Origin of the sequence: Streptomyces sp. NPDC017095, from assembly GCF_044332325.1 — a bacterium.
In the GTDB taxonomy this organism is placed as follows: Bacteria; Actinomycetota; Actinomycetes; order Streptomycetales; family Streptomycetaceae; genus Streptomyces.
Map to the genome: position 1 here is coordinate 70,802 of NZ_JBIROU010000006.1, position 26,586 is coordinate 97,387.

Consider the following 26,586-nt stretch of genomic DNA (forward strand, 5'->3'; position numbering starts at 1 on the left):
TCGCCGGGCTGGCTGTCGGAGGGCGGTCAGGGCCTTCTGAGGTTCTTGTCGATGAAGGCCAGGAGTTCGTCGGCGGTGGTGGCGTCGGCGAGGCCGCCGTCCCCCGCCGCCGGGGCCGGAGAGCCGGCCGGCACCGTCTCGGCCGGGGCGGGCTGTTGCCGCCACGTGGACAGCAGCTCGGTCAGCCGCCGCTCCACGCCCTGCCGCAGGCGCGGTTCCGGAGGTGTCTCGGCGAGGGACCGCGCCAGCCGGTCCAGCTCGGCCAGGAGGCCGCCGCCTGATCCGGCCGGGGGGCCACCGGCCGCTACTCCCAGCGGGTCACCGCCTGGGTCACCCAGCGGATCACCGTCCGGTACGCCCGGCGGATCACCGTCCGGCACGGCCGACGGCTCACTGCCCGGCACGCCCCGCGCATCACCGTCCGCTACGCCCCGCAGGTCACCGCCCGGTGCGCCCCGCAGGTCACCGCCCGGTGCGCCCAGCGGGTCACCGCCCGGCGCGGCCGGCGGCTCACCGTCCGGTCCGGCGGGCCGGGGTCCGGCCTCGTCCGGCAGAGATGCCGACAGGTGGCCGGCCAGCCGCGCGGGCGTCGGGTGGTCGAAGACCAGCGTGACGGGCAGGTGCAGGCCGGTCAGCTCGTCGAGGCGGTTGCGGAGTTCGACGGCCGTCAGGGAGTCGAAGCCCAGGTCGAGCAGCCGGTCGTGCGCGTCCACGCCGGCCGGCGAGGGCCTGCCGATGACCGTGGCCACCTCGCGGCGCACCAGGGTGAGCAGGACGTGTTCGCGCTGGTCGGGGCCGGCGTCCCGCAGGCGTTCGCGCCACGGCGCGACGGCCGGCGCCCGGCGCGCGGGGGCCGGCGCCTCGTGGGGCGGGGCCGCCGGGCCGGCCGCCAGCGCGCGCAGGACCGGGGCGAGCGTGCCCCGCCGGGCGTGCGCGCGCAGGACGGCGGCGTCCAGGCGGACCGGCACGAGCGCCGCCGTCCCGCGTCCGAGTGCCGTGTCGAACAGGGCGAGCGCCTCGGCGGGCTCGAAGGCGGTGACGCCCGTCCGGGCCAGCCGGGCCCGGTCGGCGGTGCCGAGTCCGCCCGCCATGCCCTCCGTGCCGTCCCACCAGCCCCAGGCCAGCGCCGTGCCGGGCAAGCCCTGCGCACGGCGGACCTCGGCGAGGGCGTCGAGGAAGGCGTTGGCGGCGGCGTAGTTGCCCTGTCCGGCGGCGCCCAGGACGCCCGCGACGGACGAGAAGAGCACGAAGGCGGTCAGGTCCCGGTCCGCGGTCAGCTCGTGCAGGTGCCAGGCCGCGTCGGCCTTCGCCCGCAGGACCCGGTCGACGCGCTCGGGGGTGAGCGAGGCCAGCACGCCGTCGTCGAGCACCGCGGCGCAGTGCACCACGGCGCGCAGGGGCCGGTCGGCCGGCACGGAGTCCAGGAGCCGGGCGAGGGCCTGGCGGTCGGAGACGTCGCAGGCGGCGACGCGCACCTCGGCGCCCAGCCCGGCCAGCTCGGCGGCCAGGTGGGACGCGCCCGGGGCATCCGGCCCGCGCCGTCCGGCGAGCAGCAGGTGCCGTACGCCGTGCGCGGTGACCAGGTGGCGGGCGATCCGGGCGCCCAGCCCGCCGGTGCCGCCGGTGACCAGGACCGTGCCGGCGGGGTCGAACACCGGGGCGGCGGGGCCGGGTCCGGCCGGGGCGGCGGCGAGCCGGGGCACGGTGACGGCACCGGCGCGCACGGCGAGCTGCTCCTCCCCCGACAGCGCGGCTGCCGGCAGTACGGCGGCCGAGGCGGGGTCCCGGTCGGTGTCCGCGAGGACGAGCCGGCCGGGGTGCTCGCTCTGCGCGGAGCGGCCGAGCCCCCATACCGCGCCGGCCGCCGGATCGGGCGCCGGGTCGCCCAGGGCGGCGGCCACCGCGCCGCGGGTCAGCAGCACCAGGCGGGTGCCGGCCAGGCGCGGCTCGGCCGACCAGCGCCGCAGCAGGCCGGCGGTGCCGTCGAGCGCGGTGCGCGTGCGTGCGGGGAGGGTGTCGTCCGGGTCCCCGGTGGCGGCCGGCGCGAACAGCACCCGGGGTGCCTCCGCGCCCTGGTCGAGCGCCGCCAGCAGGGTGTCGAGGCCGGTGTACCGCACGGCGCCCGGCACGGTGTCGGGGCCGTCCGCCGGGTCCGTGCCCAGCAGGGCCGCGTTCGTGGGTGCCGGGGCGGTGCCTGCGGGCAGGGCCGGCCACCGCAGCTCGTAGAGGGACGGCAGCGCGGCGGGCTCTCCTCCGGCCGGTGCGGCCGGGCGCAGCAGCAGCGAGCCGACGGTGCCGACGTGCTCCCCGTCGGCGTCGGCGAGATGGAGGGACAGGGTCTCGCCGCGCGCGGTGAGCCGTACCCGCAGCCGGTCCGCGCCGACGGCGTGCAGCGCCACGTCGGTCCAGGCGAAGGGCAGGCGCGGGGCCGCGTCCTCGGTGCCGGCGGTGCCGCGCGGCGCGAGCAGGGCGGCGGCGTGCAGGGCCGCGTCCAGCAGGGCGGGGTGGAGGCCGAACCGTCCGGCGTCGGCGGCGGCGTCCTCGGGCAGCGCCACCTCGGCGAGGACGTCGCCGTCGTGGAGCCACGCGGCGCGCAGTCCCCGGAAGGGCGGGCCGTACTCGACGCCGGTCGCGGCCAGTTCGTCGTACAGGCCCTCGACCGGCACCGGTACCGCGCCGGGCGGCGGCCAGGCGCCGGCGGGCGGCCGCTCGCCCGCGGGTGCCGGCCGGGTCAGCAGGCCGGTGGCGTGCAGGGTCCACGGCTCCTCGGGTACGGCGGCGCCGCGGGCGTGCACGGACAGCCGGCGCCGGCCGTCGCCGTCGTCCCCGCTCACGCGCACCCGCAGGTGTACGGCGCCGGGGCCAGGCAGCGCCAGCGGAGTGTGCAGGGTGAGGTCGGCCAGGTGGCCGCAGCCGAGCCGGGCTCCCGCGTGCCGGGCCAGTTCCACGAAGGCGGCGCCGGGCAGCAGGACCTCGCCGCGCACCCGGTGACCGGCCAGCCAGGGGTGCGTGCCGGGTGACAGCGCGCCGGTGAGGACCAGTTCGTCGGTGTCGGGGAGGTCCACGCAGGCGCCCAGCAGCGGGTGGTCCGGGGAGCGCAGCCCGGAGTCCGCCGGGACGGACGGTTCCGTCGCCGCCTCCAGCCAGAACCGCTCCGGCTGGAAGGCGTACGTCGGCAGGTCGACGCGCCGGGCGCCGGTCCCGGTGAAGTACGCCTCCCAGTCGACGGCGGTGCCGCGGACGTGCAGCCGGCCGAGTGCGTCGGCCAGTGCCTCCGCCTCGGGCCGGTCGCGGCGCAGCGCGGCGACGGCCGCCACGGCCGGGTCCCCGGTGGTCGCGGCCAGGCCGGCGAGCGAGCCGTCGGGCCCGATGTCCAGCAGGGTCCGCGCGCCGTCCCGGACCAGTCGCCGTACCGCGTCGTGGAAGCGGACGGGCCTGCGCGCCTGTGCGGTCCAGTACTCCGGTGAGCACAGCTCCTCGGCCGTCGCCGGGCGTCCGGTCACCGTGGACACGAGGGGGATGCGCGGCGGGTGGAAGGTCAGGCCCTCGGCGACGGCGCGCAGGCCGGCGAGCATCGGTTCCATCTCGGGCGAGTGGAAGGCGTGGCTGACGCGCAGCCGGGTGATCCGGTGCCCGCGGTCGTCGAGCCGGTCCGCGACCGCGAGGACGTCGGCCGCCCGTCCCGACAGCACCACCGCGGCCGGGCCGTTGACGGCCGCCACCCCGACGTGCTCGGTGAGCAGGGGCAGCACCTCGGACTCGGGGGCGCCCACCGCCACCATGGCCCCGCCGGGCGGGAGCGCCTGCATGAGCCGGCCCCGGGCGGCCACCAGCGCGGCGGCGTCGGGCAGGCTCAGCACGCCGGCGACGTGGGCGGCGGCCAGTTCGCCGACGGAGTGTCCGGCCAGCACGTCCGGGCGGACACCCCAGTGTTCGAGCAGCCGGAAGAGAGCCACCTCGACGGCGAACAGGGCCGGCTGGGTGTACGCGGTGGTGTCGAGCAGTCCCGGCTCCTCCGTGTCGTCCTCCGCGTCGACGACTTCGCGCAGCGGGCGCGCGAGATGGCCGTCCAGCTCCGCGCAGACCGCGTCGAACGCCTCGGCGAAGACGGGGTACCGGGCGCGCAGTTGCCGGCCCATGCCCGGCCGCTGGCTGCCCTGGCCCGCGAACAGGAAGGCCAGGCCGCCGCCGGCGACGCGGCCCCGTGCCGGTCCGGGCACGGCTTCCCCGGAGCACAGGTCGTCCAGTCGCTCCAGGAAGTCCTCGCGGGTGGCGCAGACGAGGGCCGCCCGGTGCTCGAACGCGGTACGGCCGGTGGCCAGCGAGTAGCCGACGTCGAGCGGGCGCAGGTCCGGGCGGTCGGCCAGGCGCTGCCGCAGCCGGGCCGCCTGGGCGCGCAGCCCGTCGGCGCCGCGGGCCGACAGCAGCCAGGGCACGGTCTCACCGGCGGCCGGCACCCGGGGTTGCGCGCGGTGGGCGGCGGCCGGGTCCGGCGGAGCCTGTTCGAGGATGACGTGGGCGTTGGTGCCGCTGATGCCGAAGGAGGACACACCGGCCCGGCGCGGTCTGCCGGTCGTCGGCCACGGCACGCTGTCGTCGAGCAGCCGCACCGTGCCGGCGGACCAGTCGACGTGCGGCGTCGGCTCGTCGAGGTGCAGGGTCCTGGGCAGGGCGCCGTGCCGCATGGCCATCACCGTCTTGATGACGCCGGCGACGCCCGCGGCGGCCTGGGTGTGGCCGATGTTGGACTTGACCGAGCCGAGGAGCAGCGGCCGCTCGGCCGGGCGGTCCTGGCCGTAGACCGCGAGGACCGCCTCCGCCTCGATCGGGTCGCCGAGCGAGGTGCCGGTGCCGTGGGCCTCCACGGCGTCCACGTCGGCGGCCGTCAGCCCGGCGGCGGTGAGCGCCTGCCGGATGACCCGCTCCTGGGACGGTCCGTTGGGCGCGGTCAGCCCGTTGCTCGCGCCGTCCTGGTTGACGGCCGAGCCGCGGACCACGGCGAGCACGGGGTGGCCGTGGGCGCGGGCGTCCGACAGCCGCTCCAGCAGGAGGACGCCCGCGCCCTCGCCCCAGCCGGTGCCGTCGGCCGCCGCGGCGAACGGCTTGCAGCGCCCGTCGGCGGCGAGTCCGCGCTGGCGGGAGAACTCGACGAAGGGCGTGGGGGTCGCCATCACCGTCACGCCGCCGGCCAGCGCCAGGTCGCTCTCGCCCGACCGCAGGGACTGCACCGCCAGGTGCAGCGCGACCAGCGAGGACGAGCACGCCGTGTCGACCGACACCGCGGGCCCTTCGAGGCCCAGCGTGTACGCCACCCGGCCGGACGCCACGCTGCCCGCCGTGCCGGAGGCGAGGTAGCCGGCGACCTCCTCGGGCACGCGGCGCGCCCAGGACCCGTAGTCGTGGTACATCACCCCGGCGAAGACCCCGCTCCGGGTGCCGCGCAGGGCGGCCGGATCGATGCCGGCCCGTTCGACGGCCTCCCAGCTGGTCTGCAGCAGCAGGCGCTGCTGCGGGTCCATGGCCAGGGCCTCGCGCGGGTTGATCCCGAAGAAGGCGGCGTCGAAGTCGGCCGCGTCGCGCAGGAACGCGCCCCGGCGGGTGTAGCTGCGGCCCGGACGGCCCGGCTCGGGGTCGTAGAGCTCCGCCAGGTTCCAGCCCCGGTCGGGCGGCATGTCGCCGACGGCGTCGGCGCCGGCGGCGACCAGCGCCCAGAAGGCGTCGGGCGTGGTGATGTCGCCGGTGCCGGGGGTGCCCGGGTACCGGCAGGCCATGGAGACGATCGCGATCGGTTCGTCGTCGGCGGCCCGGCCGCGCTGCCGTGCCGGGCCGGGTTCGGTGGCCCCGGAGCCGAGGAGCGCGTCCGTCAGCCATCCGGCCAGCTCGCCCGGTGTGGGCTGGTCGAACACCAGCCCGGCCGGGAGGGTGAGCCCGGTCAGCGCGGCGAGCCGGTTGCGCAGTTCCAGTCCGGTGAGGGAGTCCATGCCCAGGTCGGCGAAGGCCCGCGTGTCGTGTGTCTCGTCCATCGGGTCCAGGCCCAGCACGGCGGCCGACTCCTCGCGCACCAGGGCGGCCAGGAAGCGCGGGCGTTCGGGTGCGGTCAGCGCGCGCACCCGTTCGGCGAGCGCGCCGGCCGGGGCGGCGGTGCGCCGGGAGCGCCGCGGGCCGCCGGCCGGGGCGGGGCGCGGCAGACCGCGCAGCGGTGCCGGAACGGACCGGCTGCCGGCGTCGGCCGCGCGGCCGGCCCGGAGGGCGCCGGGGTCCAGGTGCACCGGCACCAGGGCGGGCGCGTCGGCGGCCAGGGCCGCGTCCAGGAGGGCGAGTCCGTCCACGGTGGTCAGCGGCCGGACCCCGGTGCGGGCCAGGCGGTGCAGATCGGTGGCGTCGAGTCCGGCGGTCAGCCCGCTGCGTTCCTCCCACAGTCCCCAGGCCAGCGAGGTGGCGGGCAGGCCCTGGGCCCAGCGGTGGGCGGCGAGGGCGTCGAGGAAGGCGTTGGCCGCCGCGTAGTTGCCCTGTCCGGCCGAGCCGAGCACTCCGGCGGCGGAGGAGAACAGCACGAAGGCGGACAGGTCCAGGCCGCGGGTCAGTTCGTGCAGGTGCCAGGCCACGTCGGCCTTGGGGCGCAGCACGCGGTGCAGGCGCTCGGGCGTCAGCGTCCCGACCGGGCCGTCGTCCAGCGTGCCGGCGGCGTGCACCACGGCCGTCAGCGGGTGCTCGGCCGGGAGCGCCGACCAGAGCGCGGCCAGGGCGTCGGCGTCGGTCAGGTCGCACGCGGCCACGGTGACCTGAGCGCCGTGCCCGGCCAGTTCGGCCCGCAGTTCCGCGGCGCCGGGGGCGTTTCCCCCGCTCCGGCTGACCAGCAGCAGGTGGCGTACGCCGTGCCCGGTCACCAGGTGGCGGGCGACGAGCCGGCCCAGCAGACCGGTGCCGCCGGTGACGAGGACGGTGCCGTCCGGGTCGAACACCGGGGAGGTCCGTGGCGCCGGGGTGGTGTGCCGGACCAGGCTGGGCACGTGGACGGTCCCGTCCCGCAGGGCGAGTTGGGGCTCGTCGCCGGCGGCCGCGGACGCCAGCACGCGGGCCGAGGCCTCGGTGCCGTCCACGTCGGCGAGGACGAAGCGGCCCGGGTGCTCGGTCTGGGCGGAGCGGAGCAGTCCCCATACGGCGGCCCCGGCGGGGTCGGCCGCGTCGGCGGCGGACACCGCCACGGCCCCACGGGTCACCAGCACCAGGCGCGCGTGCGCGAGCCGGTCGTCCGCGAGCCAGTCCTGGACGAGCGCGAGGACCCGCGCGGCCGCCTCCGCCGCACGGAGCGGCGGCACGGCACCGGCGGCGCCCGGCACGGCACCGGCGGCGTTCGGTACGGCACCGGCGCGGACGGGTTCCGAACCATCGTCGCGGACGGCTCCCGGGGCACCGGCACGGACGGCTTCCACGGCATCGGCGCGGACGGCTTCCGAAACCGACGTGGCACCGGCAAGGACGCCTTCCGCCACCGGCGTGGCATCGACGAGGACGAGTTCCGGCACCGGCTCACCGGCGTCCAGCGCTTCCTGGAGCGCGGCCAGGCCGGCGTAGCGGTGCGCCGGCGCACCGGCGGCCGGCCCGGCGAGGACCGGACCGGTGTCCGCGCCGAGCACCACCGGGCGCGGTACGGCCTGCCCGTCGGGCGCGGCGAGGGCCGGCCAGTCCAGGCGGTACAGCGCCGCCGGGCCGGCGGGCCGGCCGGCCGTCAGGTCCTCGGGTACGGGCCGCAGGACGACGGAGCCGACGGCCGCGGTCCGCCGCCCCTGCGTGTCGTACGCCGTCAGCGACGCCTGTCCCGGTCCGGTGAGCGTCAGCCGTACCCGCAGGGCGGCGGCGCCGGGGGCCGTGACGGAGACGTGCTGCCAGGCGAACGGCAGCACGGCCGGGGCGCCGTCCGGGTCGTCCGCCGCGAGGCCGATGGTGTGCAGGGCGGCGTCGAGCAGGGCCGGGTGCAGTGCGTAGCGGTCGGCCTCGGCCGTCTCGGGGTCGGCGAGGGCCACCTCGGCGAGGACGGCGTCGCCGTGCCGCCAGGCCCGGGTCAGGCCCTGGAACGCGGGGCCGTAGCCGTAGCCGCGGTGGGTCAGCCGCTCGTAGAGGTCCGTGACGTCGAGGGGGGTCGCGCCGGGCGGCGGCCACGCGGCGAGGCCGGGGGTGTCGTCGTCGGTCTCCGTGCCGGCCATGGCGAGGAGACCGTCGGCGTGCCGGGTCCACGGCTCCTCCGCGCCGCCGTCCTCGTGCCGGGAGAAGATCCGCACGGGCCGGCGGCCCGCCTCGTCGGGTGTGCCGACCGTCACCTGGAGGGCGGTGTGGCCGGAGGGCGGGGCGAGGAGCGGGGCGGTCAGGCTGAGTTCGTGCAGGACCTCGCAGCCGACGTGGGCACCGGCGCGCAGCGCCAGTTCGGCGAAGGCCGTGCCCGGCAGCAGGACGGTGCCGGCGACCCGGTGGTCCTCCAGCCAGGGCTGCGCCCGGTCCGTGAGGCGGCCGGTGAGGACGTGTTCGCCGGTGGCCGCCAGGTGCACGGCCGACGACAGCAGCGGGTGGTCCAGCGGCCGGCCCGCGCCGGGCGCGGCCGGGGCGCCGGGAGCGTCCAGCCAGTACCGCTTGCGCTGGAAGGGGTAGGTGGGCAGTTCCGCCGGCGGCCCGTCGGCGTGGCCGAGGACCGCCGTCCAGTCGACCTCGCCGCCCCGGGCGAAGTCCTCGGCGGCGTCCGCCACCGGGCCGGCTGTGGACACGCCGTTGCCGGACGCGGGGTGGGCGACCACGCCCCGGGCGCCGGCGGCCACGGCGGCCAGGCCCGCGAGCAGGTCCTCGCGGCCGGTGCCCAGGACCACGGCCCGGTGTTCGAACGCCGAACGGGTGGTGGCCAGGGCGCGGGCGACGGCGTGCGGGTCCGCGGTGTCCGGGTCGCGCGTCACGGCGCCCGCCAGCCGCTCGGCCAGGGCGCGCAGCGCGCCGGGGGTCCGTGCGGAGAGCATCCAGGGCACGGTGTCCGGGCCGCCAGGCGACGGGGACGGCGGGCTGTCCGGGCCGCCGGGCGACGCGGACGGCGGGCTGGCCGCGGGCCGGAGACCGGGCTCGTCGTGCGGTTCCTCAAGGATGACGTGGGCGTTGGTGCCGCTCATCCCGAACGAGGACACGCCCGCCCGGCGCGGTCCGTCCGCCTTCTCCCAGGGTGTGTTCTCGGTCAGCAGCGCCACCGCGCCGGCCGACCAGTCCACCTCGCGCGACGGCTCGTCCACGTGCAGCGTCCTGGGCAGCACCCCGTGCCGCATCGCCAGCACCATCTTGATCACGCCCGCCACACCGGCGGCGGCCTGCGGATGCCCGATGTTGGACTTCACCGAGCCGAGCCGGACGGGCTGCGCGGCGCCCCGGTCCCGGCCGTAGGTGGCGAGGATGGCCTGTGCCTCGATGGGGTCGCCGAGCCGGGTGCCGGTGCCGTGGGCCTCCACGGCGTCCACGTCGGCCGCCGTCAGCCCGGCGACGGTGAGCGCCTGCCGGATGACCCGCTCCTGGGACGGTCCGTTGGGCGCGGTCAGCCCGTTGCTCGCGCCGTCCTGGTTGACGGCCGAGCCGCGGACCACGGCGAGCACGCGGTGCCCGTTGCGCCGCGCGTCCGACAGCCGCTCCAGCACCACCAAGCCGACGCCCTCGGCCCAGCCCGTGCCGTCGGCGGCGGCCGCGAACGCCTTGCAGCGCCCGTCCGGCGACAGCCCGCGCTGGCGGGAGAACTCCAGGAACACACCGGGACCGGACATGACGGTCACGCCGCCCGCCAAGGCGAGCGAGCACTCCCCCTGGCGCAGCGCCTGCGCGGCCAGGTGGAGCGCGACCAGCGAGGACGAGCATGCCGTGTCGACCGACACCGCGGGTCCTTCGAGGCCCAGCGTGTAGGCGACCCGGCCCGAGATCACGCTCGGGGCGCCGCCGGTAAGGGCGTAGCCGTCCGCGCCGCCGGCCGGGTCGGCCAGGCGCGGGCCGTACTCGCCGGCGGACGCGCCGACGTAGACCCCGGTGTCGGTGCCGCGCAGGGCGGCGGGGTCGATGCCGGCCCGTTCGAACGCCTCCCAGCTCGTCTCCAGCAGGAGCCGCTGCTGCGGGTCCGTGGCGAGCGCCTCGCGGGGGCTGATGCCGAAGAACTCGGCGTCGAAGTCGGCGGCGTCGTACAGGAATCCGCCGCTGCGGGTGTACGTGGTGCCGGGCCGGCCCGGTTCCGGGTGGAACAGCCGGTCCAGGTCCCAGCCGCGGTCGCCCGGCATCCCGCCGATCGCGTCGCCGCCGGACGCGACGAGGGTCCACAGGTCCTCGGGGGAGGTCACCGCGCCGGGGTACCGGCAGGCCATGCCGACGATCGCGACCGGTTCGGCGGCGGCCGGACGCGGGGCGTCCGGGTGCGCGGACCGCTCCCGGCCGCCGTCGTCCTCGCCGGTGAGCAGGCCGAGGACGAGCCGGGTCACGGCCTGGGGCGTGGGGTGGTCGAAGACGAGGGTGGCCGGCAGGCGCAGTCCGGTGGCGGCGTTCAGCCGGTTGCGCAGTTCCACCGCGGTGAGCGAGGTGAGGCCCAGTTCGTGGAAGGTGCGTCGGTCCCGGATCCGCCGCGAGGAGTCGAAGCCGAGCACGGCGGCGACGGTCCGGCGGACGACGGCGGCCACTTCCTCCGTGCGCTCCGCGGGCCCGAGCACGGTGAGCCGCCGGGCCAGGCCGGCGGCGGAGGGCTGGGCGGCGGCCGTCCGGCGGGCCTCGGGCAGCGTGTCGAACAGGGGCCGGGGCCGGGCCGCCGTCGCGGCGGGGAGGAAGGTGTCCCAGTCGACCCGGGCGACGGTGACGCAGACGTCCTCGCCCGCGAGGGCCCGGTCCAGCGCGGCGAGGCCCTCCTCCGGGCTGAGCCGTCCCAGGCCGAGCCGGGCGAACGCGTCCGCGACGGCCGTGCCGTCCGCCATGCCGCCGCCGTCCCAGGCGCCCCAGGCGATCGAGGTGGCGGGCAGGCCCTCGGCTCGCCGGCGTTCGGCGAGGGCGTCGAGGAAGGCGTTGCCGGGGGCGTATCCGCCCTGTCCGGCCAGGCCCCAGGTGGCGGCCACGGAGGAGAAGAGGACGAAGGCGGCCAGGTCCCGGTCGCGGGTCAGCTCGTCCAGGGTGCGGGCCGCCGCCGTCTTGGCGTGCAGCGCCCGTTCCAGCTGAGCCGGGGTCAGCGCGTCGAGCAGGGCGTCGTCGAGCTGTCCGGCCGCGTGCACCACGGTGGTCAGCGGCAGCTCCGCCGGTACGGCGGCGAGTACGGCGGCGAGGGCGTCGCGGTCGGCGGCGTCGCACGCGGCGAACGTGACGCGCACCCCGAGCGCTTCGAGGCCGGCGCGCAGTTCCCCCGCTCCGGGCGCCTCTTCCCCGCGGCGGCTCACCAGCAGCAGGTGCTCGGCGCCGGCCGCGGCCAGCCATCGCGCGACCCGGCCGCCCAGCGCGCCCGTGCCGCCGGTGACCAGGGCGGTGCCGTGGGTCCGCCAGGGCCGGTGGGCGCCGGCCCGGGCCGGCGCGTGTTCCAGGCGGCGGGCCAGCACGCCGTGCGGCCGCAGCGCCAGCTGGTCCTCGTCGCCCGCCGCGCCGGCGAGCACGCGGCCCAGCCGCTCGGCCGAGGCGTCGTCGGGGTGTTCGGGCAGGTCGAGGAGGCCGCCCCACCGTTCGGGGTGCTCCAGCGCGGCGATCCGCCCCAGTCCCCACCACTGCGCCTGGCCGGCGTCGCGGACCGGATCGTCGGGTCCGGTGCCCACGGCCCCGGTGGTGGCGCACCACAGGGGGGCGGGCACCTCCAGGTCGCCGAGCGCCTGGGTGAGGGCGAGGAGGCTGGACGGTCCGGCCGTACGACTGTGGGCGGGTCCCGGCAGGAAGAGGACGCCGGCCGGCGGGGCCGCCTCCAGGTGGGGGCGCAGGAACGCGCCGACGGCCGCGCGGTCGGCGTCCGGGGGCAGGCGCATCTGGCGTACGGCGGCGCCGTGGGCGGTGAGCGCGCGCACCGCCGCCTCGGCCCACGGGGCGGGCGGTGTGCCGTCGGGGAGGACGACGAGCCAGGTCCCGTGCGCCGTGGCGGCCGGGGCGGGGGCCAGGCGGCGCCAGGCGATCCGGTAGCGCAGGCCGTCCAGGCCGGCGTCGGACCGCCGCCGGCTGTGCCAGCGGGACAGCGCGGGCAGCGCGGCGGTCAGCGCCGCGACGGCGGGGTCGTCGGGTGTGCCGGGGCCGTCGAGGCCCACTTCCTCGGCGAAGGCCTCCGGGTCGCCCTGCTCCACGGCCGTCCAGAACCGCCGCTCCCGCTCGTCGGACGTGCCCGTGCGGGGCCGGGGCGTCTCCAGCCAGTGCCGTTCCTTGCGGAAGGGGTAGACGGGCAGCTCGGCGTGGCGCGCGTCGCCGCCGGCGAAGAGCACGTCCCAGTCCACGCCGACGCCCTGGGCGAAGTCCTCGGCGGCGGACGCCACCAGGGCGGGGACGGCACCGGCGTCACCGGCCGTCCCCCGCGCCACCACGCCCCGGGCGCCGGCGGCCACGGCGGCCAGGCCCGCGAGCAGGTCCTCGCGGTCGGTGCCCAGGACCACGGCCCGGTGTTCGAACGCCGCACGGGTGGTGGCCAGCGTGTACGCCACGTCCACCGGCCGCGGCGGGTGCTCGGCGGTCAAGTGCCGCGCGAGCCGCAGGGCCAGCTCGCGCAGGGCGTCGGGGTGCTTCGCGGACAGCACCAGCGGCAGCGGGGCCGGGAAGGCACCGGCGTCCGGTCCCGGAGCGGACGCGCAGGGTTCGGGTTCGGGTTCTTCGAGGATGACGTGGGCGTTCGTACCGCTGATCCCGAACGAGGACACGCCCGCCCGGCGCGGACCGTCCGCCTTCTCCCACGGCGTGTTCTCGGTCAGCAGCGCCACCGCGCCGGCCGACCAGTCCACCTCGGGCGACGGCTCGTCCACGTGCAGCGTCCTGGGCAGCACCCCGTGCCGCATCGCCAGCACCATCTTGATCACGCCCGCCACACCGGCGGCGGCCTGCGGATGCCCGATGTTGGACTTCACCGAGCCGAGCAGCACCGGGCGGCCCGCCGGACGCTCCTGTCCGTACGTCGCGAGGATCGCCTCGGCCTCGATGGGGTCGCCGAGCCGGGTGCCGGTGCCGTGGGCCTCCACGGCGTCCACGTCGGCCGCCGTCAGCCCGGCGGCGGTGAGCGCCTGCCGGATCACCCGCTCCTGGGCGGGGCCGCTCGGCGCGGTCAGCCCGTTGCTGGCGCCGTCCTGGTTGACGGCCGAGCCGCGGACCACGGCGAGCACCCGGTGCCCGTTGCGCCGCGCGTCCGACAGCCGCTCCACGAGCAGGACACCGACGCCCTCTCCCCAGCCGGTGCCGTCGGCGGCGGCCGCGAACGCCTTGCAGCGCCCGTCCGGCGACAGCCCGCGCTGGCGGCTGAACTCCACGAACGTGCCGGGCGTCGGCATCACCGTCACGCCGCCCGCCAGCGCGAGCGAGCACTCCCCCCGGCGCAGCGACTGCACGGCCAGGTGGAGCGCGACCAGCGAGGACGAGCACGCCGTGTCGACCGACACCGCGGGTCCTTCGAGACCGAAGACGTAGGCCAGCCGGCCGGAGGCCACGCTTCCGGCGGTGCCGGTGAGCAGGTGTCCGTCCGTGCCGTCCCCGGCTTCGTGGAGGCGCGGTCCGTAGTCGGACGCCATGAGGCCCGTGAAGACGCCGGTGCTGCTGCCGCGCAGGGCGGCGGGGTCGAGCCCGGCCCGCTCGAACGCCTCCCACGCCGTCTCCAGCAGGAGCCGCTGCTGCGGGTCGGTCGCCCGGGCCTCGCGCGGCGACATCCCGAAGAACTCGGCGTCGAACCGGTCGGCGTCGTGCAGGAAGCCGCCGTGCCGGGTGGTGGAGGTGCCCGGGTGCGCGGGATCGGGGTGGTAGAGGGCGTCGAGGTCCCAGCCCCGGTTGTCCGGGAACGGGGTGATCGCGTCCCGGCCGTCGGCGACCAGCCGCCACAGGTCGTCGGGGCCTTCCACGCCGCCCGGGAAGCGGCAGGCCATCCCCACGATGGCCACGGGTTCGTCGTCGGGTACGGCCACCGGCCGGGCGGCGGGCACCGCGGCGGGGGCGGTGCCGGACAGGGCGGTCCGCAGGTGGGCGGCCAGGGCGCGCGGGGTGGGGTGGGCGAAGACGGTGGTGGCGGACAGGCGCAGGCCGGTGGCGGCGTTGAGGCGGTTGCGCAGTTCCACGGCGGCGAGCGAGTCGAAGCCCAGCGCCTTGAAGTCCAGGTGCGGGTCGACCGCGGCGGCGGAGTCGTGGCCCAGTACGGCGGCGGTCTCGTCCTCGACCAGCCCGAGCAGCAGGGCCTCCCGGTCCTGCTCCGCCGCCGCGGCCAGCCGCTGCGCCCAGGACCGCCCGGTCCCGGCGTCGGGCCCGGCGACCGCCTCGGTGCTGGCGGCCGTGGTGCCGGTCTCCGCGGTGGCGGGCCGGTCCGTGGGCAGCCAGTACGTCCGGCGCTGGAAGCCGTACGTGGGCAGGTCGGCCGGGCGGGCGCCGGGGAACACCGGTGCCCAGTCCACGCCGGCCCCGGCCACGTGGGCCTGGGCGAGCGAGGTCAGCAGCCGGGCCCGGTCGCCCTGGTCGCGGCGGAGGGTGCCGAAGACGGCCGCCGGGTCGTCCGCGGCGGTGGCCAGATCGATGGTCTCCTGGACACCCACGGCGAGGACGGGGTGCGGGCTGGACTCGACGAACAGCCGGTGACCGTCCGCGAGGAGCGCGCGGACGGTCTCCTCGAACCGGACGGTCCCGCGCAGGTTGCGGTACCAGTACCCGGTGCCCAGCTCCGTGGTGTCCGCCACGCGGGCCGCGGTCACGGTCGAGTAGAAGGCGATGCCGGCGGCGGGCCGGGGGGTGATGTCGGCGAGGGCGTCGAGGAGTTCGTCCCGTACGGCCTCCACGCCCGGGGAGTGCGAGGCGTAGTCGACGTCGATACGGCGGGCGCGGACGTCCTCCGCCTGGTAGGCGGCCAGCAGCCGGTCCAGTACGGCGGTCTCGCCCGCCAGCACGGTGGAGGACGGGCCGTTGACGGCGGCGACGGCGAGCCGGTCGCCCCAGGGCGCGATGCGGTCCGCGACCTCGGCGGCCTGCAGCGGTACGGAGATCATCCCGCCGGTGCCCGCGAGCCGGGCGAGGGCCCGCGAGCGCAGCGCGACGATCTTCGCGGCGTCGCGCAGCGTCAGCACGCCGGCCACCTGCGCGGCGGCGATCTCGCCCTGGGAGTGGCCGACGACGGCGTCGGGTGTCACGCCGTGGGCCCGCCAGACCTCCGCGAGCGCGACCATGACGGCCCACAGCACGGGCTGCACCACGTCGACCCGGTCCAGCGACGGCGCGCCGGGTTCCTCCCGCAGCACCGCGGTCAGGGACCAGTCGACGAACGGGGAGAGGGCGCGTTCGCACTCCGCGATCCGCCGGGTGAAGGGCTCGCTGCTCTCGAGCAGGCCGCGTCCCATCGCCGCCCACTGCGAGCCCTGGCCGGGGAAGACCAGGACGGTCCCGCCGCGCGCGGCCGGTCCGGCGGAGACGACGGCGTTCCTGGCCGGCCGGCCCTCGCCGACGGCGGCGAGTCCGGCGAGGAGCTCCTCCCGGCCGGCGCCCACGACCACCGCACGGTGCGCGAACGCCGTCCGGGTGGTGACCAGGGAGTGCCCGACGTCGGCCGCGTCCAGTGCGGGCCGCTCCGACACGAACTCGGCGAGGCGCGCGGCCTGCGCCCGCAGTGCCTCGCCGGTACGCGCCGACAGGACCCAGGGCACGGGGGCCGTCTCCTGCGGATCGGGCGTCCGGTCCGGCCCGGGGGCGGGGGCCGTCTCCTGCGGGCCGGGCGTCCGTTCCGGTCCGGCGGTGGGGACGCGTGGCGCTTCGGCGAGCACCACGTGGCAGTTGCTGCCGCCCAGGCCGAAGGAGCTGACGCCGGCCACGAGGTCGCGTCGCTCGTCCGGCCACGGGGTCAGCTCCGTCTGGACGCGCAGGTTCAGCTCGTCCAGCGGGATACGGGGGTGGGGGCTCTCGTGGTGCAGGGTCGGCGGCAGCCGCCGGTGCTTCAGGCTCAGGGCCACCTTGACCAGCCCGGCGATGCCCGCGGCGCCTTCCAGGTGACCGATGTTGGTCTTGACGGACCCGACGCGCAGCGCGGGCGTGTCCGCGCTGCGGTCGCGGCCCAGGGCCGCTCCCAGCGCGGCGGCCTCGACCGGGTCGCCGGCCGGTGTCCCCGTGCCGTGCAGTTCGACGTACTGGATGTCGTCGGGGGTGGTGCCGGCGCGTGCGTGGGCCCGCCGGATCACCTCTTCCTGGGCGCGGGGGTCGGGCGCCGTCAGGCTGTCGCCGCCGCCGTCGTTGTTGGTGGCGCTGCCGCGGATCACGCAGACGACCGGATCGCCGTCGGCGAGGGCCCGGTCGAGGGGCTTGAGGACGACGAGCGCGCCGCCCTCGCCCCGGACGTAGCCGTTGGCGCGGGCGTCGAAGGTGCGGATCCGACCGTCCGGGGACAGGCCGCCCATGGCGTCCGACAGGGCGGTGCTCTCCGCGGCCAGAACCAGGTTGACGCCGCCGGCCAAGGCCAGTTCGCTCTCGCCGCGGCGCAGGCTCTCGCACGCCAGGTGCACGGCCACCAGCGAGGACGACTGCGCCGAGTCGACCGTCAGACTCGGCCCGCGCAGGCCCAGCCGGTAGGAGACGCGGTTGGCGATGATGCCGCGTTGCAGTCCCGTGAGCCAGTGCCGGCCGACGGCGCCGGTGCCCTGCCGGTGCAGCAGGGTGGCGTAGTCGTCCCAGATGGCGCCGACGAACACACCGGTGCGGCTGCCCGCGAGGCGCTCGGGGAGGAGGCGGGCGTCTTCCAGGGCCTCCCAGCCCAGTTCGAGGGTCAGCCGCTGCTGGGGGTCCATCGCCAGGGCCTCGCGCGGACCGATCCCGAAGAACGCCGCGTCGAACCCGGTGACGGCGGACCAGTCCAGGAAGCCCCCGTGCCCGCTGCCCCACCGCTCGGGGGGCGTGGGGACGACGGCGTCCGTCCCTTCGCTGAGCAGACGCCAGTACGCGTGCGGGGAGGGCGCTCCGGGCAGCCGGCAGGAGACGCCGATGACCGCGATGGGGGTGTCCGCCGCGGGGAGCCGGCCGGCGCCTGCCGTGTGTCCGCTGTCCATGGGAACGCGACCTTTCGGGGTTCTCGGCGGTCAGCCGGTGACTGACGGGGCGGCCGGCCGCGTGGCCGGTGAGCGGTGCGGTTCTCGTGGCCGTCCGCGGCGGCGGACGAGCGGTGAGCGTGCGGCGCGGCCCCGGTGCGCGTTCCGCGAGCGGCCGCTCTCCCGGCACGGCGGGACGCGCGGCTGCGACGCGGTACGCGGTGCCGTATGGGGCCGGTTGGGGACGGCGGTGGCGACGGAAAGGTCACAGTCCGCGGCGGCACCACGGAGGCGTGGCCGGGATCACCACGACGACCCCGCACCCACCGCGTGTCAACACCAACGGATAGCGGCCGGGCGATGGGATTGCGTCAGCGGAACAGTCGCCGAAACAGGCGGGAACGCAGGCGGGAACGAGCCAGTCGTCCTCTTCGAACCCGTATCGCCTTCACTGCGGACAACGGCGGAAGAACTCATAGAGCGTCATCTTTCGGTGTCGGACTCGCTGGAACAGGAGCGACATCGAAGTCAACCGGACCACACTGTCCGCTGTGACGGTATTGCTGCGCGATGCGCTGCCGGAAGAAAGCAAATGGATCATCACTTGCTCTCCGAGTACATGTCAACCGACATCTGGCCGGATCCCTTTCTCCACGCCAGGGTGGCGGAAAAGGCCCGTCGATTTCCGGCCGTCGCGCAATCGGGGCTGATCTCCGCGACTCGTTCAGATAAGCCCGGACAAAGGTCGATGTGTGCGACGGATGAACGGCGAGCACGCGTTCCCGGCCGCACGAGGGCACTGGCTGATAAAGGAGCGGGCGGCCGGCGCAGCGAGCCGGGGTCACCGCTCGCTCCGCCCCGTTCCGCCCAGGCTCTGGACGCAGGTGAGGGCACGCAGGACGTAGACGTCCGCGAGGGCGGGCACGTCGAAGACCAGTCCGCGCGGCCCGGTGGAGTCGGGCCGGCTGGGGAAGGATCCGTCACCGGCCTGCCGGGAGAGCAGATAGCCGAGGCCGCGCCGCAGCGAGGGTTCCGAGGCCGCGCCGGCGACCGCCTCGGTGCCGAGGGAGAAGGCCGTGCTGACGGGATCGCTGGGCTCGCCCGGCCGCTGGCCCCACCCGCCGTCCGCGTTGCGGCTGACGGCCAGGTAGCCCAGGGCGCGGCCGGTCGCCTCCCGCGCGGCCCGGCGTACCGCCGGGTCGGGGACCAGGGCGGCGCGGCGCAGCGCCCACTGCGTCCGCAGCAGGGCGTTGGCGTCGCTGCGGCTCCATCCTTCCTCGTAGGTTCCGGCAGGGTTCTGGCGTCCGGTGATGAACGTGAGGGCGCCGGCGAGCACCTCCGGTGCGCCGGGTGCGGCGGGGTCGAGCGTGCCGGCCGCGGCGGCGGTCATCACCACTTCGGACGGCGCGCCCGCCCGGTAGGTGGGAAAGCCGCCGTCGGCGCCGCGCAGCGCCAGGAGGTAGCGCTCGCCCGCCCGGACGGCGCCATGGTGGCGGGCGGGGTCCGTCGCGCGCAGTGCCTCCAGCACCACGCAGGTGGTGTCCACGTCGGTCTGCTCGACCCGGGGCGCGTACGCCCAGCCGCCGTCGTCGCCCTGGAGGCGGGCGAGACGGCCGCAGACGCGGTGCGCGGCGCGACGGGCCGTCTCGTCGGCGCTGCCGGCCAGGGCCGACGCGGCGAGGGCGGAGACGAACACTTCCTCACCGCAGATGAACGGGAACCCGCCGTCGGCTCTCTGATGGGCCGGCAGCCCTGCCACGCCGGCCGTGACCACGTCCTCGTGTCCGCCCAGACGGGCGAGTGCGTGCAGGGTCAGCAGGTGGCACAGCACGTGCCCCTCCCAGATGCCCGGGCCGCGCTGCGCGGCGAGCAGCAGCCGGCGCTGGGCGGTGTCCGCGCGGCCGGTCTCGATGACCAGGCACGCCGTCACCACGGCCGCGCTCCACGGATGCAGGTCCGCCGTCGTCCCGCCGAGGTCCGCGGGTGACGCGGAAGCGGGGGCGGCCCCGGGGCCTGCCAGCGCGGTGTCCACGGCGCGCAGCAACAGGCGCTTGCGCGCACCGGTGAAGTGGACGAAGCCGTCCAGGACCGAACCCAGCGCCCGCCCGGATCCTCCCGGCCGCAGCGCGGCGGCGGCGACCAGCGCGTCGAGTCGGGGCTCCGGCCGGGCTGCGGCGCGGTGCCGCAGATGGCCGGTCAGCCTGGCCGCGGCGGCCGGATGCGGCGCGTACCGGCGCAGCAGGGGCAGCGCCAGCGCGGACTCCAGTGCGCGACTACGGCAGGGGGCCTGGACCAGCCCGTCCCGGCCGATCCGCGCCAGAACGCGCCCGGCCAGCCGCTGCCGGGCCGCCGTCAGACCGTCTCGCGGGGAGGGGACCACGCCCATGGCTGTCACCATGCACCCGCACCGGTGCCGCGTCCAAACCGTCCCGGCTGCCGTACGGACACCGGCTCCCATGGTTGCGCCCCGGCCGGGGCCGGTCCGCCGGTGAGATGCCCCGGGCGGGCGGTGCGCCGTCCGCCCGCCCGGGGGCCGTACGCGGCGCGGGGCGCCGGTGGTCCGGTTACTTCAGTCCGTCGTTCAGCGCGGTCATCAGCTGACCGTTCGGCGTGTCGCCGGACATCTCCCAGACGAAGCCGCCCAGCAGCCCCTTGGACTTGATCCAGGCCGTCTTCTTCCCGATCGACCAGGCGTCGTCGAACGTCCACCACTGGCCGCCCGGACCGGTGTAGCCGTACGTCGACACGGACTGCTCGTCGTGCCGGACGGTCAGGGACGGGAAGCTGGTGATCAGGTTCTGGTAGCCGCGCACCCCGGCCTCGGTGTCGAACTGGCCGGGCGCCGCGCCGCCTGCGTCCTGCCACTCACCGGCGACCCCGCCGTCGGTCACGCCCTGCCAGCCGCGCCCGTAGAACGGGAAACCCACCGTCAGCTTGCGGGGGTTGACCCCGGCGTCGAGATAGACCTTGATCGCGTTCTCGACGCTGAAGTGGAAGGGGTACGGGTCCTGCGCGTCGGCGTACAGGTTGGAGCCGTGGCCGGCGCGCTTGGGCTCCCAGGAGTTGTCGCTGCCGGCGCCGTGGAAGTCATACCCCTGCACGTTGGCGTAGTCGAGCGAGTCGAAGATCCTGCTCAGGTCCCAGCCGGCGGAGATCTTCGCCGGGTCGGCCGGGGTGAACGCGGTCAGCAGCCGGTGTTCGCCGCCGAGCGCGTCGAGCTGCTTGCGGAACTCGGCGAGCAGCGCGGTCAGGTTGGCCTTGTCCTGGGTGCCGTAGTGGTTGCCCGGGTGTCCTTCGGATCCGGGCCACTCCCAGTCGATGTCGATGCCGTCGAAGATCCCGGCGGCCGTGCCCGGGCCGCCCGCGCCGTTGTAGACGGGCAGATCGCCCTTGATCCACACGTCGACGCAGGACCTGACGAACTTCTCCCGGGAGGCCTGCGTGGCGGCGGCGTCCGAGAAGAACTTCGAGTACGTCCAGCCGCCGAGCGACACGACGGCCTTCAGCTTCGGGTACTTGGCCTTGAGCTTCTTCAACTGGTTGAGGTTGCCCCGGAGTTTGCCCCAGCCGTCGTCGGCGACGCCGTCCACCGACTGCGCGGCCGACAGGGGACGCGCGTAGTCGGCGTCCGCGTCGCCCGCGCCGGTGCCCTCGTCGGGGTCCTGCGGGTTGGCGGAGACGCCCTTGGTGACCCCCGCCTGGCAGGTGAGGTTGGCCGGATCGAGGTTCTCGAAGGCGTAGTTGACCACGTCCAGCTTGGCCGCGGCGCCCGAGGTGTCGAGGTTCTTCACGAAGTACTGGCGGCCGTAGATGCCCCACTGCGCGAAGTAGCCCACCTTGAGCTGCCTGCCCGCCCCGGCCACGTCGTCGGTGGTGGCGGTCACCGCGTTGGAGGCCGGTGAGCTGTTGTCGGCGGTGTCGCGGGCCTTGACGGTGAAGGTGTAGGCGGTGGCGGGTGAGAGCCCGTCGACGGTGGCCGTCGTGGTGTCCGCGCCGACGGACTTCACCAGGGTGCCGCCGCGGTACACGTCGTAGGCGGCGACGCCCACGTTGTCCGTGGACTTGTCCCAGGCCAGGGCGATGCTGGAGGCCGTCTTGCCGGTGGTGCGCAGGGTGCCGGGCGCGGTCGGCGGGGTCGGGTCGGTCGCCGGGTCGACGGTCTTGACGGTCAGCGGCGCGCTCGCCGGTCCCACGTTCCCGCGGGTGTCCTTGGCGCGCACGGTGAACGTGTAACCCGTCGCCGGGCTCAGGCCGGTGACGGTGGCGGAGGTGCCGGTCGCGGTGGCCACGGTGTCCGAGCCGCTGAGCACCTCGTACGAGGCCACGGCGTGGTCGCCGCCCTGTGCGGCGGTCCAGCCCAGCGCGACCGAGTGCGCCGTGACCGCGGTCGCCTTCGGCGTGCCGGGCGCGGTCGGCGGCACGTCGGGGGTGCCGTCGCACTTGTCGCCGTTGACGGTGCAGCCGGTCGGGGCGGCGATCGGCCCGTTGGCGATGAACCAGTAGCTGTACGGTTCGGTGCTGCCGCCGGCCGGGACACCGGCGTTGTAGAAGGCGTTCTTCACGGTCACGTGCCGTCCGGAGACGGTCGCGTCACCGTTGTAGTGGCCGGTCACCGAGACCCCGGCCGGCAGGTCGAACTCCAGGCTCCAGCCGCTGACGGCGGCCGGGCCGCTGTTGCGGACGACGTACGTGCCCTTCCACCACGAGCCGTTGTCCTGGGTGGTGAACGCCGCCGTCAGCGTCCCGGCCGCGTGGGCGGGCGCGGCGAGCGCGGTGAGCAGTCCGAGCGGCAGGAGCAGCGCGGTGCCCAGGGCGGCGATCCACCGCCGCGACCGGGCATCACGACGCCGGACGCCTGGTACGGCGCCGGTGCCGGGGCTGGGGAGTGTCCCGCGCGGGTGTCTGCGGGACGGGGTGAGCGGTGGTCTGCGCCGGTGGAACATGGTTCTCCCTGTTGTCGTGGGGTGGTACAGGGGTGAGGTGAACCGTGCGTGCGCGTTGCCTGACCGAGCGCTCACAACGTAGAAGGTCTGGACCAATGCGTCAACGGGCTGGGGAGCAGGGGACGGGTCCGGCGGGGAGACGTGGGTCCGCGCGGGTCGCCGGCGGCTCACCCGGGAGCGTGCGGTTCCGTCCGGCCGGGTTGGCGGGCGTGGCGGCGGGGAACCCCGGACAACGCCACTGGCGGCCTGGGCAGAGAGGACCGAGCACGTATGACGGCGAAGCGTGACGACCGCGGCAAGAGCAGGGACCTCCAGGTCAACCCCATCTTCAGCCGGGAGCCCGTCACGGTGCCCCGGTACGCGATGCCGGACGGAGAGATGGAACCGGACACCGCCTACCAGGTGGTCCACGACGAGCTGATGCTCGACGGCAACGCCCGGCAGAACCTGGCGACGTTCGTCTCCACCTGGGCCGAACCCCAGGCGCAGCGGCTGATGGCCGAGTGCGCCGACAAGAACATGATCGACAAGGACGAGTATCCGCAGACCGCGGAACTCGAGAACCGGTGCGTCCACATGCTCGCCCGGCTCTGGCACGCCGCCGACCCGCGCCACACGATGGGCTGCTCGACCACCGGATCGAGCGAGGCGGCGATGCTCGGCGGGCTGGCGCTCAAGCGGCGCTGGCAGCACCGGCGGCGGGCCGAGGGCAAGCCCGCCGACCGGCCCAACCTCGTGATGGGCATCAATGTGCAGATCTGCTGGGAGAAGTTCACCGACTACTTCGAGGTCGAACCGCGCTACGTCCCGATGGAGGGCGACCGCTACCACCTCACGCCGGACGAGGCGGTCGAGCTGTGCGACGAGAACACCATCGGGGTCGTCGCCGTGCTCGGCTCCACGTTCGACGGCAGCTACGAGCCCGTCGCCGGCATCGCCGCCGCCCTGGACGGCCTCCAGGCCCGTACCGGCCTCGACATCCCGATCCACGTGGACGGCGCCTCCGGGGCCATGATCGCGCCCTTCCTCGACCCGGACCTCGTCTGGGACTTCCGGCTGCCCCGGGTCGCCTCCATCAACACCTCCGGCCACAAGTACGGCCTGGTCATGCCCGGCATCGGCTGGGCGCTGTGGCGCGACAAGGATGCCCTCCCCGACGACCTCGTCTTCCACGTCAACTACCTCGGCGGCGACATGCCGACCTTCGCGCTGAACTTCTCCCGGCCCGGCGCCCAGGTCGTCGCCCAGTACTACAACTTCCTGCGCCTCGGCTTCGACGGCTACCGGCGGGTCCAGCAGACCTGCCGTGACGTCGCCACCCGCCTGGCCGCCGAGATCGCCGGGCTGGGCCCGTTCGAGCTGGTCACGGACGGCAGCGAGATCCCCGTCTTCGCCTTCCGGATGCGCGACGGAATCGACGCCTTCAGCGTCTTCGACGTCTCCGCCGCCCTGCGCGAGCGCGGCTGGCTGGTGCCCGCGTACACCTTCCCCAAGAACCGCACCGACCTGGCCGTCCTGCGCGTCGTGGTCCGCAACGGCTTCAGTCACGACCTCGCCGACCTGCTCCTGGAGGACCTGCGCCGCGTCCTGCCCCGGCTGGGGAAGCAGCGCGAACCGCACCGCGACGCCGACGACGCGGGCGGTTTCGCCCATGGCGCGGAGACCAAGAACCCCCGGCGCCCGGGCCGCCACTGACCCCGCCCCCACCGGACACCCGCCCGGCGCGCACCGCACGGGCACACGACCGGCCGGCTGTCCGGCGACCAAGGAGAAGAAGCATGTGCCGCCTGTTCGGTCTCAGCAGTGCGCCGCGGCGCACCCGCGCGACGTTCTGGCTGCTGGACGCCCCCGACAGCCTCAGCCGGCAGAGCCGTCACGACCCTGACGGCACGGGTCTGGGCTACTTCACGGCGGACGGCGCCCCACGGGTGGACAAGGCGCCGATCGCCGCGTATCAGGACCGCGCCTTCGCCGAGGAGGCCCGCCTGGTGGAGTCGGCCACCTTCGTCGCCCATGTGCGCTACGCCTCCACCGGCGGCCTGGACGCCCGCAACACCCACCCCTTCGAACAGGACGGACGGCTCTTCGCGCACAACGGCGTCATCGAGGGGCTCGACCTGCTCGACGACCACCTGGGCGAGGACCGGTCACTGGTCGGGGGCGACACCGACTCCGAGCGTCTCTTCGCCCTGATCACCCGGGAGACGCGCGAGAACGGCGGCGACGTCGGCGCCGGCATCCGGGACGCCGCCCGGTGGGTCGCCCGCCACCTGCCCGTCTACGCCCTCAACCTCGTCCTCGTCACCCCAGACCGGCTGTGGGCCCTGCGCTATCCCGACACGCACGAGCTGTACGTCCTCGAGCGCCCGGCGGGCGGACAGCACGGGGTGCGCCACCTGGACCACAGCGGCGGTCACGGGCGCATGCGCGTCCACTCCACGGAGCTGGCCGGACTCCCGGCCGTGGTGGTCGCCAGCGAGCGCATGGACGACCACCCCGACTGGCGCCTGATGGAGCCGGGCGAACTGCTCCACGTCGGGCCGGACCTCGGCACGGCCCGCCAGGTGGTCCTGACCGAGCCCCCGGCGCACCAGCTCGCCTTGGCGGATCTGCGTCCCGACGCCGCCGCCTCGCAGAAGACGGCGTGACCCGGCCCCGCCCGGCCGGCTCCCCGGCCCCGCCGCGCTGTCGCCGGCCTCGCGCGGGCCGCGGCGGATGTCCGTCCGTCAGCCGGCGTGGTGCTCAGACGCTGCTCGTCGACGGGTACTCGCCGCGCCGGGCACGCAGTTCCTCGTTGATGCGCCGGGCTTCTTCCAACTGGTCTTCCAGGATGACGATGCGGCAGGCGGCCTCGATGGGAGTGCCCTCGTCGACGAGTTCGCGGGCGCGGGCGGCGACGCGCAGCTGATAGCGGGAGAAGCGGCGGTGGCCGCCTTCGGAGCGCAAGGGGGTGATCAGACGGTGGTCGCCGAGGGCGCGGAGGAAGGCCGGGGTGGTGCCGAGCATCTCGGCGGCGCGGCCCATGGTGTAGGCGGGGTAGTCGTCGTCGTCGAGATTGTCGACGGGACGGGAAGCGGCAGGGGGCATAGACCTCTTCTTCCTGGGGACGCGTCGGGGGGCCCGGGTGCCGTGCGGCACCCGGGCCCCGAGCTTTCACCATCATCTACCGGCACACCGTGCCGGCCCTCTTCGTTCCGCTGCGCCGCCGCGGGGGGCGGGGCTGCGGGGATCGCGGATGCTCGACCGTGGACCACCTTCCCATCCGGGGCCTGCGGTACCCGGGCGGACGTCTTCCTCGCCCGGGCGATCCTGATGGCGTTCGGCTCCTTACCTTCGGTTACAGGGTGGTACTGCTGGACAACGCGGGTACTGCTCAGTACTGCTCGCGGCCCGGTCGTGCCGGACTGCTTCCTACTGGTCCTGCTGGCACGACGTCCGTGCCGTGTTCTCATCGACTTCCTGAGTACACGAGAAACAGTAGCCCTCTCATGAAGCAATGTCTACTGTGACGGAGATAGTTTTCCTCCGGAGTCCAGGCCATGGCCACGCAAACGCGTTGTGGCTCCCGAGGCGCCGCCATAAGGTCGTCCGCATGCCTCTACGCCTCCGTATGCGCCGAGCACTGCCGGAAGCGCTGCGCGCCCGCGACCATGCCGCGGTGAGCGCCCTGCGCACCACGCTCGCCGCGCTGGACAACGCCGAGGCGGTTCCCGTGGACGAAGCCGCGCCGCGCGGCCTGGCCCTGGAGCAGTCACCGGCCGGTGTCGGCGTCACCGAGGCGGCGCGGCGCGAGCTGAGCGAACGCGCCGTGGTGGATCTCGTACGGACCGAGGCCACCGAACGGCTGCGCGCCGCGGCACAGTTGACCGCTCCCCCGCACGCCGCCCGGGCCGCCCGGCTCCGCGCGGAAGCCACGGTGCTGCTCCGCTTCCTCGACGGTCCGCGCGCCGAAGAGAGCACGGCATCGGATGCCGACACGGAGCCGGGGCCGGTCACCGCCTGATCCCCGGGCCCGGGTGGTGTCAGGCGGACAGCTTCGCGTGCAGGGCGTCGAGGCCCTCGCGGTAGATCCCGGTGAACAGCTCGACCAGTTCCTCCTCGCCGACGCCGTCGGAGGTGAAGCGGCCGGACCACTGCACCTCGGCGGCGTCCTCCCGGCCGGGGATCGCGTGGACCCGGAGGGTGGCGAGGTAGCCCGTGACGGGGAACGGGGCTTCGACGATGGTGTAACTGTAGTGACGCTCGGCCTCGTTGAAGTCCACGAGACGTTCGACGACGACCCCGCCGTCCGCATTCGTCAGCCGGCGGACCCGGCCGCCTTCGAGCGCGGTGCTCCCGGGGATGGAGGGGAGCCAGTCGGGCAGGGAGCCGAACCCGCCGATGAGGTTCCAGACCCGCTCCGGCGAGGCGGGCAGGACGCGGCTGACCGAGGTCGATGCCATGGTCGTTCTCCT

The 26,586-nt window shown here is 76.0% G+C and carries 8 protein-coding genes; 3 read left to right on the forward strand and 5 right to left on the reverse strand.

From position 1 onward, the window contains the following. Nucleotides 1–26 precede the first annotated feature (26 nt). The 3 genes from ACH4OA_RS13635 to ACH4OA_RS13645 form a co-directional block, all read right to left on the reverse strand. Nucleotides 27–17,210, reverse strand: a complete 17,184-nt coding sequence (locus ACH4OA_RS13635; protein ID WP_397969073.1) for an SDR family NAD(P)-dependent oxidoreductase — start codon at nt 17,208–17,210, stop codon at nt 27–29. 820 nt (nt 17,211–18,030) lie between these two features. After that, complete coding sequence (locus ACH4OA_RS13640; protein ID WP_397969075.1) at nt 18,031–19,575, reverse strand: prenyltransferase/squalene oxidase repeat-containing protein; 1,545 nt, start codon at nt 19,573–19,575, stop codon at nt 18,031–18,033. A gap of 178 nt (nt 19,576–19,753) precedes the next feature. Then, nucleotides 19,754–22,132: a glycosyl hydrolase family 18 protein gene (locus ACH4OA_RS13645; RefSeq protein ID WP_397969077.1), complete on the reverse strand. Its 2,379-nt coding sequence runs from the start codon at nt 22,130–22,132 to the stop codon at nt 19,754–19,756. Between the two features lie 270 nt (nt 22,133–22,402). On the opposite strand from ACH4OA_RS13645, the gene ACH4OA_RS13650 reads away from it, so the two are divergent. After that, entirely contained in the window at nt 22,403–23,827 is a 1,425-nt protein-coding gene (locus tag ACH4OA_RS13650) for a glutamate decarboxylase (RefSeq protein WP_397935785.1), read from the forward strand. An 83-nt stretch (nt 23,828–23,910) separates the two neighbouring features. After that, nucleotides 23,911–24,780, forward strand: coding sequence for a class II glutamine amidotransferase (locus ACH4OA_RS13655; protein WP_397935787.1), 870 nt, complete (start codon nt 23,911–23,913; stop codon nt 24,778–24,780). A 94-nt stretch (nt 24,781–24,874) separates the two neighbouring features. On the opposite strand, the gene ACH4OA_RS13660 is transcribed toward ACH4OA_RS13655, so the two are convergent. Continuing rightward, nucleotides 24,875–25,219, reverse strand: coding sequence for a MerR family transcriptional regulator (locus tag ACH4OA_RS13660; RefSeq protein WP_365883553.1), 345 nt, complete (start codon nt 25,217–25,219; stop codon nt 24,875–24,877). Between the two features lie 547 nt (nt 25,220–25,766). Here ACH4OA_RS13660 and ACH4OA_RS13665 point away from each other — a divergent pair. Then, nucleotides 25,767–26,135, forward strand: a complete 369-nt coding sequence (locus tag ACH4OA_RS13665) for a hypothetical protein (protein WP_397969363.1) — start codon at nt 25,767–25,769, stop codon at nt 26,133–26,135. A 19-nt stretch (nt 26,136–26,154) separates the two neighbouring features. Here ACH4OA_RS13665 and ACH4OA_RS13670 read toward each other — a convergent pair whose 3' ends face one another. Further along, nucleotides 26,155–26,574 carry an SRPBCC family protein gene (locus ACH4OA_RS13670; RefSeq protein ID WP_365883660.1) on the reverse strand — a complete coding sequence of 140 codons (420 nt, stop codon included), beginning with the start codon at nt 26,572–26,574 and terminating at the stop codon, nt 26,155–26,157. Nucleotides 26,575–26,586: the final 12 nt, after the last annotated feature.

Bases quoted from the DNA above. Each gene is read 5' to 3' on its own strand.
- ACH4OA_RS13655 (WP_397935787.1), top strand. From the start codon at position 23,911: ATGTGCCGCCTGTTCGGTCTCAGCAGTGCGCCGCGGCGCACCCGCGCG.
- ACH4OA_RS13660 (WP_365883553.1), bottom strand. From the start codon at position 25,219: ATGCCCCCTGCCGCTTCCCGTCCCGTCGACAATCTCGACGACGACGAC.
- ACH4OA_RS13650 (WP_397935785.1), top strand. From the start codon at position 22,403: ATGACGGCGAAGCGTGACGACCGCGGCAAGAGCAGGGACCTCCAGGTC.
- ACH4OA_RS13640 (WP_397969075.1), bottom strand. From the start codon at position 19,575: ATGGGCGTGGTCCCCTCCCCGCGAGACGGTCTGACGGCGGCCCGGCAG.
- ACH4OA_RS13635 (WP_397969073.1), bottom strand. From the start codon at position 17,210: ATGGACAGCGGACACACGGCAGGCGCCGGCCGGCTCCCCGCGGCGGAC.
- ACH4OA_RS13670 (WP_365883660.1), bottom strand. From the start codon at position 26,574: ATGGCATCGACCTCGGTCAGCCGCGTCCTGCCCGCCTCGCCGGAGCGG.
- ACH4OA_RS13645 (WP_397969077.1), bottom strand. From the start codon at position 22,132: ATGTTCCACCGGCGCAGACCACCGCTCACCCCGTCCCGCAGACACCCG.